17 protein-coding genes are annotated in these 19,580 nt (G+C 69.0%); 6 read left to right on the top strand and 11 right to left on the bottom strand.

Features of this window, described 5'->3' with window-relative positions; translation table 11 throughout:
* Both C5B96_RS13270 and C5B96_RS13265 read right to left on the bottom strand, forming a co-directional pair.
* The coding region (locus C5B96_RS13270; RefSeq protein WP_233189198.1) for an ABC transporter substrate-binding protein at positions 1–1,171 on the bottom strand (1,171 nt) is incomplete at its 3' end.
* Positions 1,168–2,451, bottom strand: a complete 1,284-nt coding sequence (locus tag C5B96_RS13265) for a CaiB/BaiF CoA-transferase family protein (RefSeq protein WP_104245841.1) — start codon at positions 2,449–2,451, stop codon at positions 1,168–1,170. The genes C5B96_RS13265 and C5B96_RS13270, both read right to left, overlap by 4 nt.
* Positions 2,452–2,638: 187 nt before the next feature.
* On the opposite strand from C5B96_RS13265, the gene C5B96_RS13260 reads away from it, so the two are divergent.
* The 4 genes from C5B96_RS13260 (at position 2,639) to C5B96_RS13245 (ending at position 8,966) form a co-directional block, all read left to right on the top strand.
* Positions 2,639–3,064 carry a hypothetical protein gene (locus C5B96_RS13260; protein ID WP_146078181.1) on the top strand — a complete coding sequence of 142 codons (426 nt, stop codon included), beginning with the start codon at positions 2,639–2,641 and terminating at the stop codon, positions 3,062–3,064.
* Between the two features lie 117 nt (positions 3,065–3,181).
* A complete protein-coding gene (locus C5B96_RS13255; RefSeq protein ID WP_104245839.1) occupies positions 3,182–5,323 on the top strand; it encodes a hypothetical protein in 2,142 nt (713 codons plus the stop codon).
* A gap of 14 nt (positions 5,324–5,337) precedes the next feature.
* A complete protein-coding gene (locus tag C5B96_RS13250; RefSeq protein ID WP_104245838.1) occupies positions 5,338–7,026 on the top strand; it encodes a hypothetical protein in 1,689 nt (562 codons plus the stop codon).
* Positions 7,023–8,966: a glycosyltransferase gene (locus C5B96_RS13245; RefSeq protein ID WP_104245837.1), complete on the top strand. Its 1,944-nt coding sequence runs from the start codon at positions 7,023–7,025 to the stop codon at positions 8,964–8,966. The genes C5B96_RS13250 and C5B96_RS13245 overlap by 4 nt, the downstream gene beginning before the upstream one ends.
* A gap of 57 nt (positions 8,967–9,023) precedes the next feature.
* Here C5B96_RS13245 and C5B96_RS13240 read toward each other — a convergent pair whose 3' ends face one another.
* From C5B96_RS13240 to C5B96_RS13230, 3 genes are read right to left on the bottom strand one after another with little or no spacing between them, the layout of a single operon-like run.
* Positions 9,024–9,809, bottom strand: coding sequence for an SDR family NAD(P)-dependent oxidoreductase (locus C5B96_RS13240; RefSeq protein WP_104245836.1), 786 nt, complete (start codon positions 9,807–9,809; stop codon positions 9,024–9,026).
* Positions 9,810–11,141 (bottom strand): FAD-binding oxidoreductase, encoded by a 1,332-nt coding sequence (locus C5B96_RS13235; RefSeq protein WP_104245835.1) that lies wholly within the window; start codon positions 11,139–11,141, stop codon positions 9,810–9,812.
* The gene (locus C5B96_RS13230; RefSeq protein WP_104245834.1) at positions 11,138–11,554 is read right to left on the bottom strand and encodes a GtrA family protein; all 417 of its coding nucleotides are present in this window, start codon (positions 11,552–11,554) and stop codon (positions 11,138–11,140) included. Before C5B96_RS13230 ends, C5B96_RS13235 begins: the two co-directional genes overlap by 4 nt.
* Positions 11,555–11,614: 60 nt before the next feature.
* Here C5B96_RS13230 and C5B96_RS13225 point away from each other — a divergent pair, with 60 nt between their 5' ends.
* Positions 11,615–12,568, top strand: a complete 954-nt coding sequence (locus tag C5B96_RS13225; RefSeq protein ID WP_369826484.1) for a decaprenyl-phosphate phosphoribosyltransferase — start codon at positions 11,615–11,617, stop codon at positions 12,566–12,568.
* Between the two features lie 43 nt (positions 12,569–12,611).
* Here C5B96_RS13225 and C5B96_RS13220 read toward each other — a convergent pair whose 3' ends face one another.
* Genes C5B96_RS13220 through C5B96_RS13210 form a run of 3 tightly spaced genes read right to left on the bottom strand, consistent with a single transcriptional unit; the run spans position 12,612 to position 16,094 of the window.
* On the bottom strand, positions 12,612–13,628 hold the full coding sequence (locus C5B96_RS13220; RefSeq protein ID WP_104245832.1) for a diguanylate cyclase: 1,017 nt from the start codon (positions 13,626–13,628) through the stop codon (positions 12,612–12,614).
* Entirely contained in the window at positions 13,625–14,860 is a 1,236-nt protein-coding gene (locus tag C5B96_RS13215) for an EAL domain-containing protein (RefSeq protein WP_158507188.1), read from the bottom strand. Before C5B96_RS13215 ends, C5B96_RS13220 begins: the two co-directional genes overlap by 4 nt.
* Positions 14,861–14,873: 13 nt before the next feature.
* Positions 14,874–16,094, bottom strand: coding sequence for a right-handed parallel beta-helix repeat-containing protein (locus C5B96_RS13210; RefSeq protein ID WP_146078180.1), 1,221 nt, complete (start codon positions 16,092–16,094; stop codon positions 14,874–14,876).
* A 237-nt stretch (positions 16,095–16,331) separates the two neighbouring features.
* Here C5B96_RS13210 and C5B96_RS13205 point away from each other — a divergent pair, with 237 nt between their 5' ends.
* Positions 16,332–16,547: a hypothetical protein gene (locus C5B96_RS13205; protein ID WP_104245829.1), complete on the top strand. Its 216-nt coding sequence runs from the start codon at positions 16,332–16,334 to the stop codon at positions 16,545–16,547.
* A 102-nt stretch (positions 16,548–16,649) separates the two neighbouring features.
* Here C5B96_RS13205 and C5B96_RS13200 read toward each other — a convergent pair whose 3' ends face one another.
* The 3 genes from C5B96_RS13200 to C5B96_RS13190 form a co-directional block, all read right to left on the bottom strand.
* Positions 16,650–17,057, bottom strand: coding sequence for a MauE/DoxX family redox-associated membrane protein (locus C5B96_RS13200; RefSeq protein ID WP_233189196.1), 408 nt, complete (start codon positions 17,055–17,057; stop codon positions 16,650–16,652).
* Between the two features lie 100 nt (positions 17,058–17,157).
* Positions 17,158–18,060, bottom strand: a complete 903-nt coding sequence (locus C5B96_RS13195) for a DUF808 domain-containing protein (protein ID WP_104245827.1) — start codon at positions 18,058–18,060, stop codon at positions 17,158–17,160.
* Positions 18,061–18,169: 109 nt separating this feature from the next.
* Positions 18,170–19,405, bottom strand: a complete 1,236-nt coding sequence (locus C5B96_RS13190) for a Fic family protein (RefSeq protein WP_104245826.1) — start codon at positions 19,403–19,405, stop codon at positions 18,170–18,172.
* Positions 19,406–19,580: the final 175 nt, after the last annotated feature.

Below are 19,580 nucleotides of genomic sequence, written 5' to 3'. Positions count from 1 at the left end.
GGGCGGGGGCGCGGCGGGGGGCCGCGGCATCCGGAGCCACCAGCAGCCGCGCGGTGAGGGCGTCGAGCCGGCGCAGCAGCTCGGCGTCGCTCAGCTCACCCAGCAGGGCGGCCGTCACGAGCGGCGACCCTTCGTCTTGCAGCTCGATGAATCCGGCGAACCGGGGGCGCACGTACGCACCGTCGAGAGTGGCCCGCGTGTTGCGGAAGAAGTCGAGCGTCAAAGCGTTCGTGCGGTCGTCGTTCCAGGCTTCCGGATGCCCGGGCTGGCCGCCCCCGTCGAAGTAGACGCCCTTCTGCACCTCGGGGGAGTCGAGCCAGAAGGCGAAGTCGGTCGCCTCCTGGCGGTGCGGGCTGAACGCCGAGACCGCGATGCCGGCCCCGCCGAGCAGCGAACCGGCGTGACCGAGCGGCCCCGCGGGCATGTCGGTGTAGGCGAGCCGGTGCGGGCGGAACCCTGCGCGGGAGTAGTTCGTGTACCCGAAGGCGAGCGGTGAGTAGACGTGGCGGTCGTCGCCCCCGACCAGGCCCTCTGCGACCTGGATCGGGTTGAACCCGGCGTTGTCGGCGGGCACCAGCTCGGTTAGGCGGTGCATGATGTCGAGCGCGGGCGCGGCCTGCTCGGGCGTGAGAAAGACGCCGGGCTGCCGCATCGCCTCTGCGCCGTGGTTGGCCGCGATCGTGATGAGGCTCGAGAACGCGTCGATGGGTTTGTGGGCCCAGAGCACGCGGCCGTCGTGGGCGAGGGCGAACACGCCCTCCCAGGTGGTCGGCACATCTTCCGTCGGCAGCAGGTCGGGGCGGTACACCGCGACCTGCGCCGCCGCGTCGGTTGCCAGGCCGTACTGGTGCCCGTCGTGCCGGTAGGTGGCGTGGGAGGCTCCGAGCGATGCGTTCGCCAGGGCGTCGAGTTCGGCGTCATGGCCCTGGCCGTCGAGCGCGGCGAACAGGCCGTCGCGGGCGGCGAGCGGGATGTGCGGGTGGTCGATCACGAGCAGGTCGTGGTCCCGGGCGAGGTCGGCGATCGGATGATCGGCGAACGCCTGCAGCGAGCGAACACTCCACTCGATGCTCACGCCGGGGTGCTGGCGTTCGTATTCGGCCGAGGCGGCCACGACGGAGTCGAGGCCGCGCGGGTGGTCCCACGTCATGCCGCGGAGGTGCACGCTCACGAGGGCGACCCCGCGCCGCCCACGCCCACCGCCGTGCCCGCGTCGGCCACGCCTGCGCCGCCCGCCTTCGCGCCGACGCTCGCCGCCGCACCTGAACCGGCCGCGAGGAACTCAGCCGCGAGCGACGCATCGTGCTGCCCGAGCTTCGGGGCCGGCACATCGCTCCGCAGCACACGACCGTCGATGCGGATCGGGCTGCGGGTCGTTGTCAGTGTCAGGCGTTCGCCCGAACCGGTGTGGGCCTCGGCCCGCACCACATCCTGTGTCATCTCGATCGCCCGGAAGCCCGCGTGGTCGACCAGCTGTTCGAGCGTGAGCACCGGGGCGCACCAGACGTCGCCTGCATCGAGCAGGGCGAGCCAGTGCTCGGTGGTCTCGAGGGCGAGGTGCGCCGAGAGCAGGGCTTCGATCTGGTCCTGGTGGCTCCACCACGTGTCGGGGTCGACAAACGCTTCGAGTGCCTCGAGGCCGAGCAGGTGGCCGATCTTGGGGACCGGGTTCATGGCGAGGGAGAGGTAGCCGTCGCTGGTCGGGAACACTCCGTAGGGTGCGGGCAGGAACGCGTGCGCCGAGTTCGGGCCGTTGCGTTTCACGGTGACCGAGCTGTCGTTCAGGTGGGTGCTCAGCAGTTCGAACTGCAGGTCGAGCATCGCTTCGAGCAGGCTGGTCTGCACGAGGCCGCCGCGCCCGGTGCGGAACCGCCGTACGAGCAGCGCCGTGACGCCCTCGGCGAGGTGGCACGAGGTGAGGTGGTCGGCGATCGAGAGGCCGACCGGCACGGGCGGGTCGTCGCGCGAGCCCTGCAGCCACGGGATGCCGGCGATCGACTGCGCGAGCAGATCCTGGCCGGGGCGATCCTTCCACGGGCCGGTGTCGCCGTAGCCGCTCGCGGAGCCGTACACGATGCGCGGGTTGATCTCCCGGACGGAGTCGTAGTCGAGGCCGATGCGCTCCATCACGCCCGGCCGGAAGTTCTGGATGATCACGTCCGCCTGCGCGACGAGCAGCTTCACCTTGGCGAGGTCGTCGTCGTTCTTCAGGTCGGCGGTCATTCCCTCTTTGTTGCGGTTCATCGCGTGGAAGGAGATGGTGTCGCCGTCGGCCACGCGCCCCGCGAAGGCGAGGCCGCGGCCGATGTCGCCGACGCCCGGCCGCTCGATCTTGATCACGCGCGCGCCGAGGTCGGCGAGACGCATCGCGGCCACGGGCCCGGCGAGGAACTGGCTGAAGTCGAGAACGAGGATGCCTGCCAGAGGCAGATCGGAGTCATCGGATGTCACGGGGCCTGCCTTCAGAGTGCGCAATCGTTTGATCACACTCTAGAGCGGCGCGTCGACCGAGGCAAGAGTGCTGCGACCGCCTCCCTCGACTCGATTCATCGGATGAGTCGGTGGTGGGCTGCGTGCCGCATCGTTCGACACCTGTTCGTCGGCTGCGGACGGCAGCGGGAGTGGGCATCATGGAGGAGTGCACGGCGCCAGACGACCCCCCGACGCGGCGGCCTTCCGCCGGAGCCTGGTGCTCGATCTGGCGGGGGTCTCCCTGCTGGTCGGCATCGCGCTGCGATCGCACCGGGCGGCACACGCGTGCACGGGGTTCGACGCAATCGCTCTCGTTGCAGCGGGGGGAGTCGCTCTCGCCGTGGCGGCTGCGCCACGGGTCGTCCGTAACCCGCGGGTCGCGCGCCGGCTCGTGCTGCTGGGTGCGCTCGGCAATACGGTGGGGTCGCTGGCGGTCGCCGCGGCGAATCATCGACGACCGGGTGTGCTGCTGGCCGCGTCGGGGCTGCTCGTCGGCGGCGATCTGTTGAGCGCGAGCTACCTGCGCGCGCTCGGGGAGAGCCGTAGTGTCGACGCGGTGAGACTGCACGAAGAAGACGCCTTTATAGCCTAGGATTTCCCTGAGGCGTGGGGGTGCCTACTACCCGCGCTCGACTCTGCACAATCCCTCGTTTGGGTGCAAAATCGTGTCAGCCTGGCGCTTCGGGTGCCCCTTTTTTACGGATGGTCAATGAGCGCCTTCTCTCGCTCCGCTCTTCGGGTTCTCGCTGCGACGGGCGTCAGTGCGCTGCTGGTGGCCGCGCCGCTGGCCGGTGCCGCCACGGCGACCGCCGCCACCGCGATCGCCGCCACGGCGACCGCCGGCGCCCGCAGCGCCACAGTGCAGGCCGTCGACGTACCCGGCTCCCTGGCCGCCCCCGCCGTCGATGAGATCGCCGACGACGGCGTGCCGGTGTTCGTGAACGTGCAGGTGCCCGTCGGCCTCTCCCCGACGACCGCGACCGCGACGCTGACCCCGCTGGTGCCGGCGGCCCCCGGCTCGACCGGCGTCGTGCTCGTGACCGTGCGCGGCGAGGTGCGCCAGAGCGTCGACCCCACGGCGCCGGCGGCCATCAGCATCCCGCTCACCGGCGACGACGTCGTCAACGGGCAGGTCTCGATCGGCTACACGTACCAGCCTGCGGCGGCGAGCACCCCCGACGCCGCCGCGGTCTGCCTGCCGCCCGCAACGGCGAGCGTGTCGCTCAGCGAGACCGCCGTCAGCACGGAGGGCCAGGCCACGGCGCCGACGACCCTCGCCGACTTCTTCTCCCCGGCGCTCGCCGCGGTGTCTGTGACGATTCCGGATGCCGCGTCGAACTCCGTGCGGCAGGCCGGCCTCGCAGCGGTCGGTGCCCTGGCGCACGCCTACCCCGCGCCCGTCGAACTGAGCCTGACGACGGTCTCCGATGCTGCACACGCTGTGGCTGTGGATGCCGCCCAGGGCCGCGTCGTGACGTTCGCCCCCGCCGACGCGACCGCCGCCGACGCTCCGGTCACGACCGCACTCTCGACCGATGCAGCGGGCGTGCCCGTGCTGACGATCTCGGGCCCCGAAGCCGCGCTCCCGGCCGCCGGTGCCGCTCTCGCCAGCGACTATCTCGCCCTCGCGGGCGCATCCAGTACCACCGGCCTCAGCCAGACCGGCACGTCGTCGAACGGCGACACGGCGACCCTCTCTCCGACGTTCCGCGACCTCGGCGCCGGCGCCCAGATCGCGCTCGCCGCAGCCGGCCAGCCCGACGCCGTTGTGAATGTCAGCCAGAGCGCGTTCGGCGGCCCGATCGGTGATGCGAGCGTGCACATCGTCGGCATGCACTCCGCCGTTCCCGACTCGATCGTCGCCACCATGAACGTCTACTGGAACGACTACCTGATCGGTTCCGAGGTGCTCGGCGGCACGAGTGCGTTCGACCTCACCCTGCCCGTCGCGTCGACCCGCCTGACGGCCGCCAACGCGCTGAAGGTCTCGCTCAGCACCCAGGCCGCGACCGGCGACTGCGTGCCGGCGTCGAACCGCATCCCCGTCGAGCTCTTCGTCGACAACGGCGCGTCGACGGTCACCGGCACGCGGGGCCAGAGCCTCGATGCCGGCTTCCAGCGCTTTCCGCAGGCCCTCGGCCAGACCCTGCCGGTCGCCTTCGGCACGAGTCTCGGCGACCAGGCGGCCGTCGCTTCGGCGGGCGACATCGTCGCGTCTCTGCAGCGCAACTCGACCGTGCAGCTCGCCGTCACCGTGCCCTCGCTCGAGGAGTTCCGGGGTTCGACCCAGTCGGGCCTGGTCGTCGGCGCCACCTCCGACGACTCCGACGCGCTGAAGGCGCCCCTCCGCCTCGACGCGTTCACCGCGATCGACTCGAAGGCCGTCACGTTCGGGGTCGGAACCACGCTTCCGTACGCCGCCTTCGAGTCGTTCGACACGAACGGCCGCGACATCCTGCTGCTCGGCGGCTGGTCGCCCGACGACCAGAGCGCCACCGACCCGCTGCAGGTGCAGGCCGCGCACTACACGCTGACGAACCCGGGCGCATGGTTCGGCCTGACCGGCGACGTGCTCGTCGCCCAGTCGTCGCTGACCGACCCCGTTGCGCTCTCGAGCAATGCCATCGTGCCGCAGACCGCGGTGACGAGCGACTACAACAGCTACGCGCTCTGGGCCGTGATCGTCATCATCGTGCTCATTCTGGCCGCGGCGATCGGCGAGGCCACCCGTCGACGCCGGCGCAAGAAGCTGGCGGCGTATGTGGATGCCCAGCTCGAGGCCGAGCGTGACCGCACGTCGAACGGCCAGGGGCCGACCCAGCCGCCCGCCTCGGGCACGACCGCAGACTGACGGGCGGGCCCGACGTGAGCGTGCTGACCGCCGAACCGGCTGCCCCGCCGCGCCCGGCGCCCTCCCGCTTCGCTGAGTGGTGCCTCGCGCGCTGGGTCTCGCTCGGCGCCCCGACCGTCGGCCGGCGCGTGCCGGGAACGATGGTGGTGGCGGTCGCGGCCCTCGTCGTCGGCATCGTGGCCGTGATCGTGACCACGTCGACCGGCCTGAACATCGCCTACGCCGACTCGCAGAGCCACCTCACCATCTCGAGGCGCCTGTTCGACAGCAAGGCGCCGGGGTTCACCCAGCTCGGTACCGTATGGCTGCCGGTTCCGAGCCTCATTCTCGTGCCGTTCGTGCAGAACCTCTGGCTCTGGCACACCGGCCTCGCCGCAGGCCTGCTGGGCCTGGTCTGCCTGATGGGAACGGCGTGCGGTGTGTACCGTGTCGCTGCGCGCATCGGTCTGGGCCGCTCCGGGCGCATCGCGGGGGTGCTGCTGATCATCGCGAACCCGAGCATCCTGTACATCTACACGACCGCGCTCACCGAGCCGGTGCTGATCCTCTGCATGATGGGGTGTTTCGCCGGGCTCGCGCACTGGGTCACGTCCAAACGCAACCTGAGTGCCGGCGAGATGATGGTGTTCACCGGGCTGCCCGCCGCCGGCGCGACCCTCTCGCGGTACGAGGGCTGGGTGCTCGTGGTCGGCGGAACGCTGGTGGTACTGATCGCGAGTTGGCGGCGCAAGAAGGAATGGCGGTACGCCGTCAAGATGTCGTTCGCGTTCGCCGCGCTGCCCGCCCTGGCCATCGCCTGGTGGTTGGCCTACAACTCCGCCGTCTACAACAACCCGCTCGAGTTCCTGAACGGTCAGTACTCCGCCTCCAACCTCCAGAAGGCGACCGCCGATGCCGGCCTGCTCGCCTACACGCACAACGCCGGACTGACCCTCTGGACCTACAACTGGTCGGTTCTCGAGACGGCGGGCCTTCTCACCGTCGTTCTCGGCATCGCCGGGGCGGTCGTCGTCGCGTGGCGCTGGGGGCTCTCGAACACCGCGTTGCTCGTCTGGGTGATGGGCGTCGCCTACGGCTTCTCACTGCTCAGCCTGTACCTCGGGCAGACGCACATGAACAACGACCACTCGCTGCCCGAGAACTGGTGGAATTCGCGGTACGCGCTGGCGGTCATCCCGTGGCTCGCCGTGCTCGCCGCGGCGTTCGTCGACAGCCTGTCGCGGGTGCCGACGATCGGGCGGGGGCTTCTCGCGCTGGTCGGCCTGGCGCTGGTGCTGCAGAGCGCCTGGTGGGTGACCGACCCCGAACGTTCCTCTGTCATCGCCGAAGCCGACGGGTATGTGCAGCTGAAGAGCGCGAGCGGCGCGACGGATGCCGCAGCCTTTCTGCGCGACCACTACGACGGCGGGCAGGTGCTGATGGATGAATCGGCCGCCGGCAGCGCGCTGCTGCCGCAGATCGGCATCCCGCTCGTCGACTACTACAACCGGTCGACCGGCGAGCTCTTCGACGAGGCGATCGCCAGCCCCGCCACGCACGCGAAGTGGGTGTTCGTCTCGACGGCAGACGCACCGGAGCTCAGCGAGACCGGCGTGGCCGACCTCGTCTACGACGCCGTCAAGAAGCAGCCCTCGTTCCAGACCGCGTACCGCGTGGTGTTCGAAGAGGGCGACTACCGCATCTACGAACGGATCTGGTCGTGACCGACACCGAGAACGCCTCCCGCCGCATCGGCGACATCCTCGTCGACGAAGGGCTCGTCAGCGACGACGAGCTGCAGGATGCCCTGGCGCGCCAGGCACGGGAGGGCGGCCTGCTCGGCCGGCAGCTGATCCTCTCTGGCGCTGTGACCCGCCGCGAGATGTACGAGGCCCTCGCCGTGCAGTGGGACGCGCCGCTGGTCGACCTCGTCGAGAACCCGCCGCAGGCCGGCCTGTTCGCGACCGAAGACCCGGAGCAGTACATCGAAGCCGGCTGGGTGCCGTGGAAGCGGGAGGGCAACGGGGCCGTCATCGCGACCACGGTGCCGCCCACCGAAGAAGTGATCTACGCGGCCCGGGAGATGCTGGGCGTGCGCAGCATCCGCGTGCGCACCACCACCGACTGGGACCTGAACCAGGCCGTCGAGGCGGCGTGCCGCACCCGCTTGCTCTTCGGTGCATCGGATGCCCTGGCCACCGAGAGTTCCGACGAGTCGGCCAAGGCGGGGCTCCGTCGCTGGCAGATCGTCACTCCCGGGGTGATCGTGGCGATCATCGTGGCGTTCTGCTTCGTGAACCTGACCGCCACCCTCATCTTCGTGCTCACCGCCGCCAACCTCATCTTCCTGATGAACATCGCGTTCAAGGCCGTGGCCGGGTTCCGCGCACCGTTCAACGTGCGGGACAAGGAACGCTGGGCGACCGAGGTGTCGCTCGAGCGGGTTCGTCGCGGGCTCCGGCCGTTGCCGGCGCGCATCCCCGACAACGAGCTGCCGGTCTACACGATCCTGATCCCGGCCTACAAAGAGGCCAACATCATCAGCAAACTGCTGGTGAACATCGGCGCGATCGACTACCCGAAGGCCAAGCTCGAGGTCATGGTGCTGCTGGAGGCCGACGACGACGAGACCATCGCGGCGGTTCGCACCATGCGCCCGCCCGAGTACGTGCGCATGGTCATCGTTCCCCCCGGCGGCCCGCAGACGAAGCCGCGTGCCTGCAACTACGGCCTGTCGTTCGCCCGCGGCGAGTTCGTCGTGATCTACGACGCCGAAGACCGGCCGAATCCGTCGCAGCTGCGCGACACGGTCGCCGCCTTCCGGCAGGACGAGTTCGAGCGCCGCTACGTCGACCCGAACCAGAAGAAGCTCGTCTGCCTGCAGGGCGCGCTCGTCTACTTCAACGCGGACTACAACGTGCTGACCCGGCTCTTCGCCGTGGAGTACGCCCACTGGTTCGACTCGATGCTGCCCGGGCTCGACCAGTCGCACCTGCCGATTCCGCTCGGCGGTACGTCGAACCACTTCGACACGGCGGTGCTGCGGCAGCTGGGTGCGTGGGATCCGTACAACGTGACAGAAGACGCCGACCTCGGGCTCCGCGTTGCGGCGCACGGCTACCGGGTCGGAGTGGTCGAGGCATCCACCGGTGAAGAGGCCTGCGCCGAGGTCGGCGCCTGGATCCGACAGCGCACCCGGTGGATCAAGGGCTACATCATGACGGCGGCGGTGAACACGCGGCACCCGGTGCGCTGGTTCCGCGTGAACGGGCCGCTCGGTGCCCTGTCGCTGTTCGCGCTCATCCTCGGCACCCCGCTGGCCTTCCTGCTCTACCCGCTGGTTCTGGGGTTCACCATCTTCACCTACCTCGGCGTGCAGTTCATCGGCCTCGACCTGCCGGAGTGGCTGATCGTCGCGGGCACGACGAACATGCTGTTCTCCAACGGCCTGATGATCGTGGTCTCGGGGCTGGCGGCCTGGAAGCGCTACAACTGGCGGGTGGCGATGTTCGCTCTGTTGAACCCGGCGTACTGGATCCTGCACTCGATCTCGGCGTGGCGCGCGGCCTGGCAGATCGTGTTCAGCCCGCACCACTGGGAGAAGACCCCGCACGGCCTCACCGAGGACTACGAGGACTCGGCCTTCGAGGGCAACGCGGCCTGAGCGGCCTGCGGCCCTGCGCGGCCTGCGGCCCTGCGCGGCCTGCGGCCCCGGACGCGTCTAGAAGTCGAGTCGGTTGAAGACGGGGCGCGGGATGAGGCGCACCACCGTCATGATGACCTGCCACTTGATCGGGGCGTACACGACGGGCCGGGCGGCGTTCACGCCCTTCACGATGTCGGCGGCGACCGCGGAGACGGGCGCGAGCCCGCTCGCCGGCATGCCCGCCGTCATGGGCGTGGCCGTCGGCCCGGGCTTCACCAGCACGACATTCAGTGGCGACGCGGCGAGGCGGTGCTGCAGCCCCTCGGCCATCCGCTCGATGAGGCCCTTCGAGGCACCGTAGATGTAGTTCTTCCTGCGACCCCGGTCACCGGCGACCGAGCCGAGCACGGCGATGGTGCCGGCGGTCATGGTGTCGGCGCACGCCTCCATCCAGAGCGACGGCGAGACCCCGGTCACCTGCAGCACCGAAGCCGCCTTGGCGAGGTCGGCCTGCGACTCGGCCTGGTCGGTCATCGAGCCGTGCGCGATCAGCACGGTGAGGCCGGCGCCGGCAGCTGCACCCGGGGTGCCCGGCCCGGCGAAACCCTGCACGGCAGAGGTGATCGACGGCACATCGAGCAGATCGGTCACAGAGGTATTGATGGCCGCCGCGGGAAAACGCACCCGCAGGTCGGTCGCGATGCGGTCGAGCCCGGCTTCGTCGCGCCCGATCAGGAGGGCGCGGGATGCCCCGCCCTCCAGCCACAGGCGCGTGCAGTTCTCCGCGATGGCCGAGGTGGCGCCGACGATGACGAGGTCGGTGGGCCAGGTCGAGGCGGTGGTCGAGGCGGTGGCGGGCATTCAGCTTCCTAACAGACGGCGGGACAGCTCCGAGCTGATACCCGGATCGCGGTATGCGGTGAATTCTTCGAGTCGGGGGTACCCGGCCTCGAAGAGGGAGGCGGGCATCCGAGCGTCTTTGGCCAGGTACAGTCGACCGCCGTGCTCGGCAACCACCGAGTCGAGAGAGGCCATCAGCACGAGGGTGGAGGCGCCGAGGTTGGGAAAGTCGATCGTCAGGTTCACGCCCGGCCGCGCGAAGCTCAGCATGCCGAGGGGCTCCCGGTCGCCCAGCGTCTTCAGCACACCGAGGAACGAGCCCTGGCCCGAGCGGGCGACGAGGCGGAGGATCTCCCGCACGCTCTCGAGGCCGCTCTCCCGGGGCAGAACGCACTGGTACTGGTAGAAGCCGCGCGGGCCGTACGCGCGGTTCCACTCCTGAATGGCGTCGAGCGGGTAGAAGAACGGCTTGTAGTGCACGACCTTCGAGCCCACGCCCGCGCGCTTCAGGCGGTAGTACGCCCGGTTCAGCAGCGGCAGGGTGAGGGTGTTCACCAGCGACACCGGTGGAACCAGGGGGAAGGTGATGCCCCCCGCGGCCGCGCCGAGCGGTGTGCCCGCCGCGGGCGGCGCGCGGTGCGGCGAGGCGGCGGGGTTCGCCCGCGACAGGATGCCGCGCCGGCCGCCGCCGGTGGTGATGTCGATCCACGACACGACGTGTTCGTACGACAGCTCCGACGAGTCGGAGAGCTCGAAGAACTCGGGCAGGCTCTGGTAGGCGACGTCTTCGGCGAGCAGCCAGGGGCCAGGCACCCGCTTCAGCCGGATCGAGGCCTGAACGATCAGGCCGGTGAGGCCGAGTCCGCCGCAGGTGGCCTCGAACCAGCCGCGACCCTCCGGCTCGTCGTCGGGGCCGCAGACGATGACCTCACCGTCGGTTCTCACCAGGGTGATCGAGACCACGTGGTCGGCGAAGGTGCCGCGGGTGGCGTGGTTCTTGCCGTGCACATCGTTCGCGATGGCGCCGGCCACGGTCACGATCTCGGTGCCGGGCGTCACGGCGAGCATCCAGCCCTGACGGCTGAAGGTGGCCTGGATGTCGCGGAGCAGCACGCCGGGTTCGACGGTCAGGATGCCCGACTCGGCGTCGAAGGCCAGAAACCGGTTCAGCGGCCGCATGTCCCACAGCGTGCCGCCGGCGTTCAGCGCCACGTCGCCGTAGCTGCGCTCCATGCCCCGGGCGATCCCCGGTGCGGTCGAGGCGATGATGGCCGGAGCGTCGGCGGCCGACGTGATCGCAACCACGGAGTGTTCGGCGTCGCTCAGCCGCCCCCACGACGAGACCCTGTTCACAGTGCATCCGTTCTGGCCCTGTCGGCCCTGAAGGTGATGTTCTTGTCGAGGTAGTACTTGATCACATACCCGAGCGCGAGGCCGATGACCGCGCCGGTGTACTTGGCGGCATCGGTGCCGAAGACCGCGAGGGCCCCGAACTCGAACGCCCAGAAGATGAGGGTCGTGACCACGCTCATCACGGTGTAGAGGCCGAGGGTTCTGGCCTGGTGCTTCATGCTCGTCACCTCGAAGCGGAAGATGAAGCGCTTGTCGAGCAGGTACTTCGTCACGACGCCGACGCCGGTGCCGACCACCACACTCGCGAACAGTGCGAACGGCCCCGTGTAGAGCAGCTGCATCAGGTACTGGGCCCCGAGATTGGTCGCTGTGGAGAGTGCTGCGAACAGCACATAGAGCAATCCTGTTCTCACGAAGTGTTGACCCTCTCGGGGGAAGTCATAGCTCTAGTATAGGAAGGAAAGCCCCCAGAAGTGGGGGGTGTGGGGCTCGACTGGGGGAAGTCAGTGACAGTTCTGAAGGCTACGCCATCGCGGGCTCCGGCGTTCCTTCGGGCGATGCGACCCAAACAGTGGATGAAGAACGTTCTGCTCGCCGTGGCGCCGCTCGCCGCGGGTGTGCTGCTCGAGCCCGGTGTGCTGCTCGAGCTCGTCTTCGCCATCGTCGCCTTCAGCCTGACGTCATCGGGCGGCTACATGCTGAACGATCTGCTCGACATCGAGTCTGACCGAGTGCACCCCAAGAAGCGCTTCCGGCCGATCCCCTCGGGGGAGTTCCCCGCGGCGGTTGCATGGCCGACGAGCATCGCGCTGCTCATCGTTCCGAGCATCGTCGCCTTTCTCCTCGGGCACCCGCTGTTCGCGGCGGTGCTGCTGACATACGTCGTCATCCAGGTCTCGTACTGCCTGTGGCTGAAGCACCAGCCCGTGATCGACATCGTGGTCGTCGCCAGCGGGTTCGTTCTGCGCGCCATCGCCGGGGCAGCGGTCGTGGGTGTGCCGGTGACCCAGTGGTTTTTGCTGGTGATCTCCTCCGGCTCGCTGTTCATGGTCGCGGGCAAGCGCTACTCCGAGAAGGCGGGCAGCGTGGGCAACGAGGCCGAGCACACCCGCAAGACGCTCGATTCGTACTCGCTCGGCTACCTGCGCTTCATCTGGACCGTCGCCGCCACCCTCACGATGCTCTCCTACGCGATGTGGGCGTTCGATCTGAACGGTGGCACCTCGATCGGGTCGATCGCCTCGATCGTGCCGTTCGGTGTCGCCCTGCTGCTCTATGCGTTCGACATCGAGCGCGGTGAGGCGAGCGCACCCGAAGAGGTCGTGCTGAAAGACGTGCGGCTGTTCGTCTGCGCCGCGCTCTGGGCAGGGCTCTTCCTGCTCTCGGTGCTGGCGCGCCAGTACGGCTGGGTCATCCCGACGCTCTGACGCTCAGAGTCTCTGACGCTCAGCCGCTCAGCCGCTCAGCCGCTCAGCCGATCTTCACCAGGTTGCGGCCGCCCGCCTTGGCCAGGTAGAGCGCGCTGTCGGCCTGGCGCAGCAGCTCGTCGAGGCCGTCGGCTGCATGCATCCGGCCCATCTCGGGCTGCGTGACGGCGCCCCCGACGCTCACGGTCAGGTGGGGTGTCGAGGGCAGCCCGGCGATGGCGACCCGCACGCGCTCGGCGATCCGCTGCAGGTCGTCGCGCGTCGTGACGACCGTGAAGACGCAGAACTCGTCGCCCCCGATGCGCACGCAGACGTCGCTCTCGCGGGTCGTGTTCCGGAGCACCCCGGCGACCGTCTTCAGAACCTCGTCGCCCGTCTCGTGGCCGTGCGTGTCGTTGACGACCTTGAAGAGGTCGATGTCGAGCAGGAGGCAGCCGACGTGCTGCCCGGTGCGCTCGGCCAGCGCGATCATCACCGGGATGTTCGCCTCCATGCTGCGCCTGTTCGCGAGGCCGGTCAGCGAGTCGGTGAGCGAGAGCGCGATGGCCTCGTCGCGCGCCGCCTGCAGGGACTGGCGCAGCACGATCACCACGATCGACGTGATCGTCATGAGGGCGAGGAAGATGGTGGCGGCGACGACGGGGATGGAGGAACGGCAGAGAATCACGATGAGCCCCAGCAGCGTGCATCCCGCGCTCACGAACGTCGCCGTGCGCAGGCGCAGGAACGCGGCCGAACCGACCGCGATACCGAGGAAGACGAAGGCGGTGAGCACCCCGATCGCCGACGGCTGGATGCTCAGCCCGATCAGCGTCGTCAGGGCCATCGTCGCCACGACCACCCGGGTGGTGAAGCGGCTGTTCGCCAGCCGGGTGAACCGGGCGATCGCGGCCACCACGAGCCCGGCCGCCACGCCGACGAAGGTGACGTAGCGGGCCCAGCCCGGATTGAAGTCGGCGGTGGAGGCGAGCACGGCGAGAAAAGCCGCCCCCGGAACGAAGATCAGCTGCAGCGACAACGACCGGATGGCGCGCACGCGCTGGCCGACGAAGAGCTTCACAGCCGGACCGCCAGGGAGAGCGCGCCCCTTGTCACCAGATCACGGTTGTGGGTGAGCACGAACTCGAAGTTCCGCGCGTTGTCCGCACCGCTCAGTTCACGGGCGGTGAGCATCGCGGCGTAGGTCGCGCTCAGAACGATGACCGACCACTCGGACTCGAGCGGGTCGGCGACCGGGAACGATCTCAGCTCGAGCCGGTCGACGCCGGTGGTGAGAGTCATGCCGTTGGCGGCCTCCTGCACGAAGACGGCCACAAGGCTCGTGTGCAGGGCGAGGGCCGTGTACTTGGCGCGCATCGCGTCGGTGAAGTTGGAGTCGAGTTGGAAGGTCGAGAGCACCACCGTCGACCTGTCGCCGTCGAGAGCCCGTTCTTCGAGGAACTTGCTCGCCTGGATCAGCAGGGGTTTCGACGAAGACTTCGGCGCCCGGGACCGCTCGGCCACGGTGAAGGGTGTCGCCTCATCCTGAACGGCAGCGGTCGAAGGCCCCACCTGCACGCCGGGAGGCGCCTCGATCGCGACCAGCGCGCTGGGCCTGCCGAACAGCCAGCCCTGGCCGAGGGTCGCGCCGAGCGCGCGCGCCTGAACGACGTGACGCTCGGTCTCCACGCCCTCGGCGATGACGACGGCGCCGAACTCCTCCTGGTAGGTGCTGACCGCATCCATCACCCGGGCTGTGTGCCTGCTCGGCTGCTTCTGCAGCAGGCTCATGTCGAGCTTGATGATGTCGGGCTGCAGGAGAGGGAGCAGGGCGAGAGACGCCGGGTTGCTGCCGACGTCATCCATGGCGATCTTCAGGCCGGCGGAACGCAGTCGCGCCGCCGAGCGGAGCAGCATGCCGAGGTCGTCGAGCAGATCCCGCTCGGTGATCTCGACGACCACGACGAGGTTCAGCGGCAGCAGGTCGGCGAACAGGCTCAGGGCCTCGGCCTCGACGTTCACGAACAGCGAGAGCGGCTCGACGATGCCGGCGCGCTGGGCGGCCGAGAGAGATGCCGCGACGCAGGCCTGGTCGAGCTCACCGGTCAGTCCCACCCGGGCCGCGACCTCAAAGAGGGTGTCGGGCATCTCTGCCACCGACCCGACCGGCCCGCGGCTGAGCGCCTCGAATGCGACGGTGGAACGGGTCTCGAGGTCGACGATGGGCTGGAAGACGGTGTGCAGGTCGCCCTGGGCGATGATGCGCCTCACCTCCTCGGCGGTCGCATCCTCTGTCGCGGTGTTCTTGGGCATGGCGTGTCTCATCTCAGGTCGTCTTGACCACATTGTCGGCATGGTTCCCGATGACCTCGGTGTTCGAGCAGGTGACGAACCGGCAGGGCTGGGTGGCCATGTGCCCCTCCCGCCACTGGTTTCCCGTGGCCGCGATGGCACGGGCGAACTGGGCTTCGACCACGTAGGTCCAGCCGGCGCCGGCGTCGTCGCAGGCGAAGGTGTTGCCGGTGATCGAGAAGCCCTCGGTGCGCTGGGTGCTCGAACGGCCGACGATGGAGATGGCGGGGTACACGTTCTGAGCCAGCTTGCCGCCGTTCGAGAAGGTGTTGCCGACGATCTGGATCTGCGGTTTGTCGGAGTCGAGCCACGGCGGCATCGTGTAGACGATCGACTGCTTTCTCGACCCCTCCAGAATGTTGTCGGCGACCACGATGCGCTTGTTGCCCCGGAACTCGATGTTGTAGGTCGGCGAACCGTCGAGATGGTTCCCGAGGATGCGCACCGGTCCACCCTCGATCGACAGGTCGGCGTAGGTCGCGCCGATGTTGTTGTTGATGATCCACGAGTCGTAGAAACGGTAGCCCGTGTGGATGCCCGTTCCGCTGTTCTGGTAGATGTTGCACCGGTCGATGCTGTTCAGCAGGCCGCCGTCGTCGCTGAAGGTGCCGTCGTTGACCAGGATGCCGTAGTCCTGCCAGTTGAGAAGCAGCAGCCGTTCGAGGTGGGTCTTGTCGAGATGCACAGAGACACAGGGCGACCCGAGGTGGTTGGCGTCGAGAACGAGGTTCACCACCGTGCACGAGTACCAGAGCCCGGTGAGGATCGGCGCATTCGTGGAGGCGCGGATGGTGGCGATCTGCGACCCGGCCCCGGCAAGGGTGATGCTGGTGAGGCCGCGGGTGGTGTCTCCGATCGGCCCGGAGATGGAGTAGACGCCCACCGGGAACCAGACGGTGCCCCCGCCGTCGGCGGTCGCTGCCGCGATGGCGGCGGTGATGGCCGGCAGATCATCCGTCGTTCCGTCGCCCGCCGCACCGAAGTCCCGCACGTTGTAGACGAGGTCTGCGGCCGGCGATGCCGCCGTTGCCGCCGACGGCGCCGGCGACGTGTCGGCGAGCAGGGATGGCGCCGCGATGCCGGAGGCGGCGCCTGTGAACAGGGCCCTCCGTGTCAGCTCCGCTGCGAACAGGATCTCTCCGACCATGGTGCCCACCCCCGACGAAGCCCGCGTACGCCGAACGGCGTAACTCACCCTGAGGGTCAGCGTACCGGTTCCGCGGGTCGGCTGTCCCACAAACGGGGGCGAAGCATTGCGCCAATACCAGAGATGTAGACTTCTGTCGAATGAGGTCCCCCGAACAGAGGACTTCCCCTAGGCTCGAAACGTCTTCTGATATAGCACCCGGCTACCCGCTGGTGCTGACGATCCACCCCGGGAAGGGGCCCTCGATGTCCACGATTCTGCTCGCGACGAGCACGGTTGCGTTCCGTGGCTGAGCCGGGCTGCGCTCTCGCGCACTGCTACGAGCCGGCGACGAAAGTCGCGGTCGTCACGCAGGGCGGCCGTACGGCAGAAGTGCCGGTGTGCAGCGAGCACTTCCACGACATCGACTGGGGCGTCGTGCCCCGGCGGAGCCTCATCGAGGCCGCCACCCGGCTCGGGTTGTTCTCGGCCGCAACCGGCGAGGAGTCGCAGGCGGGCTGATCCCGGTCGGCGGCGTCACCCGGTCGGCGGCGTCGGCCAATCGGCGGCGTCACGGTCGGCGGCGTCAGCCCGCGGTCGTGGCGTCGGCTCCCTGTTGCTGTGTCAGCGCGGCGAACGCGTCGACCAGAGTGCCCAGGCGATGAGCGCCGGCTGCCCGATCAGGCGCAGAGCCCGCTTGCGGTCGGTGTCGAGACCGAACGCATCGCGATGGTGCACGAGTTGTGCGATGTTGCCGGGGAACACGGCCGCGAAGAACGCCGCAGCGATCGTTCCGACCGTTCTCGAGTGCCTGCCGCCCACGGCGAGGGCGGCACCGAGTGCGATCTCGGCGACACCCGACGCGAGCACGGTGGTGTCGACAGGCAGGGGAACGAACTCCGGCACCTGGGCGCGAAAGTCGTCGCGGGCGAAGGTGAGGTGGCTGGTTCCGGCGAAGACGAGAGCTCCGCCGAGCAGCAGGCGGGCGATCGTGCGGGCAGGCGACGAGCGCCGCGAGGTCGGGTGGGTCACAGGATGCTCCAATCGGCGGCTCGGGCGGGCATCCGGGCCGAACAGAAAACCTAACAGTTTCTCGGGGGGTCCAGTGCCCGGGGGCCCAGTGCCCGGGGGTCTAGTGCCCGGGGGTCGGGGCGGCGGCGGCATGGCCCCTGCCGAGCATCCGGGAGACACCGAGAACGACACCGACCACGATCAGGCCGAGCACCAGGCCGAACACCGCAGACACCGCGGTGTCGCCGAGCCACACCACCACCGGGCCGGCCCCCTCGATGGCGTGGGTGACGGCGTGCAGCAGGTCGTAGGGGCCGTGCCAGAACGTCTCGGCCAGGTTCGCGATCACGAGGTGGCCACCCACCCACAGCATGGCGACCGTGCCGACGATGCTGATGACGCGGAACACGGTCGGCATCGAGCGCACGATCCGATCGCCGAGTCGCCGCGTCCTCTCCGCGCGGCTCTGCATCAGCCGCAGACCGATGTCGTCGATCTTCACGAGCAGGGCCACGGCCCCGTACACGAGCACGGTCATGCCCAGCCCGATCACGAGCAGCGCGCCGAGCGTCAGCCAGACGCCGAAATCCGGGTCGAGGCTCGCCAGGGCGATCAGCATGATCTCCGTGCTCAGGATGAGGTCGGTGCGGATGGCGCCGAACACCAGCTTGCGCTCATCGCGCGGCTCCTCGCTCGTCGTCTCGTGGTGCACGCCGAACCACTCGATCACCTTCTCAGCACCCTCGAAGCACAGGTAGGTGCCGCCGAGCACCAGCAGCCAGGGGAGCACCCACGGGGCGAACGCCGACAGCACCAGCGCCAGCGGAATGATGACCACGAACTTGTTGAACAGGCTGCCGAGCGCGATCCGCCAGACCACCGGCAGCTCGCGGGCCGGCGTCAGCCCCTGCACATACTGCGGCGTCACGGCTGCGTCGTCGATCACGACCCCCGCCGTCTTGGCGCTCGCCTTCAGGGCGGCGGTCAGAATGTCATCGACGACGGCGAGCAGTCCGACGGACATGGGGGTCTCCTCGTGTGGTGGCGGGGCTGTCTTCTCTCGGCACCATTCTGCCCTCTGGAGGTCTTCCGCAATTTACCAACAGCCTGTTGGCAAATTGGCTTGGGTCACGTCACACTCCCGACAGACCAGCTTCCCGACCAGGCAGTGGGCGCTCGGCGTGGGCGCGGCGCGCTATTCGCGCGTTGAGGGCATCCAGCTCGTCGAGCACCGCGGTCACCGCCCAGACGCGGTTGCGTCTGCGCTGGGTGATCTGGTGCAGGATGCCCGCTGCCTCGAGCCGGTCGAGCGCGGTGTAGACGCTGGAGGTGGGTGCGCCGGTGAGGTCTTCGGCCTGTTCTGCGCTGATGACGGGGTGGTCCATCAGGAGGTCGAGCAGTCGCGTGACGGCGCTGTTCGAGCGTGCCTGAACCGCGTTCCTCCACTCTGCAGGCAGGTGGTTGATCTCGCCGACGCTCCGGATGGCCTCCTCGCTCGAGATGCGTGTCGCTCTCGCCAGGGTCTGGATGATCGGCAGCGGGTCACCTGCTCGATACCGGTCGAGGAGCCCGAAGTAGGCACCCTGATCGACCGCCAGGGCGGAAGCAATCGGCGGCGTGGTAGTTCGGGTGTAGCCCCTTCGGCGCAGGATGGCCCCGATCAGGGCGCGGCCGATGCGGCCGTTCCCGTCGGTGAAGGGATGGATGGACTCGAACTGCGCATGCGCGATCGCTGCCTGGGTGAGCACGGCGATGTCGTCACGGTTGACGAAGGCCAGCAGGTCTGAGAACAGGGCGGGAACGCGCTCCGGGTGGGGTGGAACGTGCACTGCGCCGATGGGTGAGAAGTCGTTGCCGCCGATCCAGTTCTGCATGTCGCGAATCCGGCCGGCGTAGCCGTGCTCCGTCGGGTCGTCTGACAGCAGGGCTGTGTGTGCATCCAGTATCGACGGGAGGCTGATGACTCCCGTCGTACCGGCTTCGTCGATGAGGCTCGTGTAGGCCCGGGAGGCGGCCACCATGGATGTCGCACTCGCGTTGGAACGGATTCCGGCCAGGGCGCGGGCGAAGTCCTCCATCGAAGCCTCGACGTGCTCGATCTTCGAGGAGGCGATCGACTCGGTGCGGATCAGCAGTGTCGACACGGCACGCGTGCCCGGTCCGGCGTCCGCCTCCAGCGTTGCCAGGGCGCTCACGGCCTCATCCTGGGCGGTCTGCGCGCCAGCGTCGACGGCGAAGGTGAGATCGGCGATGAACGGGGGGATGCTCGCGTCGATTGCCCTGAGGGTGCGATCGCTTCTGCTGCCGCGACCGCTTCGGTTGCGCCATGCGACGCTCTCGACTCCGTGCACAGGCCAGTTCGTTGCCACGACGCACCTCCAAATCGGAATAACAGCCATCTTATTCCGACTTGCGCCACCTAAGTCGGAATAAGCGGACCATCATTCCGACTTGTGCACGGAGGGTCAGGAGGCGGGGAGGGCGGCGAAGACTGCGCGGGCGGTGGCGGCGACGAGGGCGTCGTCGTTTGGAGCAGCAGGGAGG

Source organism: Subtercola sp. Z020 (assembly GCF_002931235.1).
Taxonomy (GTDB): Bacteria; Actinomycetota; Actinomycetes; order Actinomycetales; family Microbacteriaceae; genus Subtercola.
The sequence above is the reverse complement of the archived record's forward strand: the minus strand, read 5'-3'. Positions and strand labels throughout refer to the sequence as shown.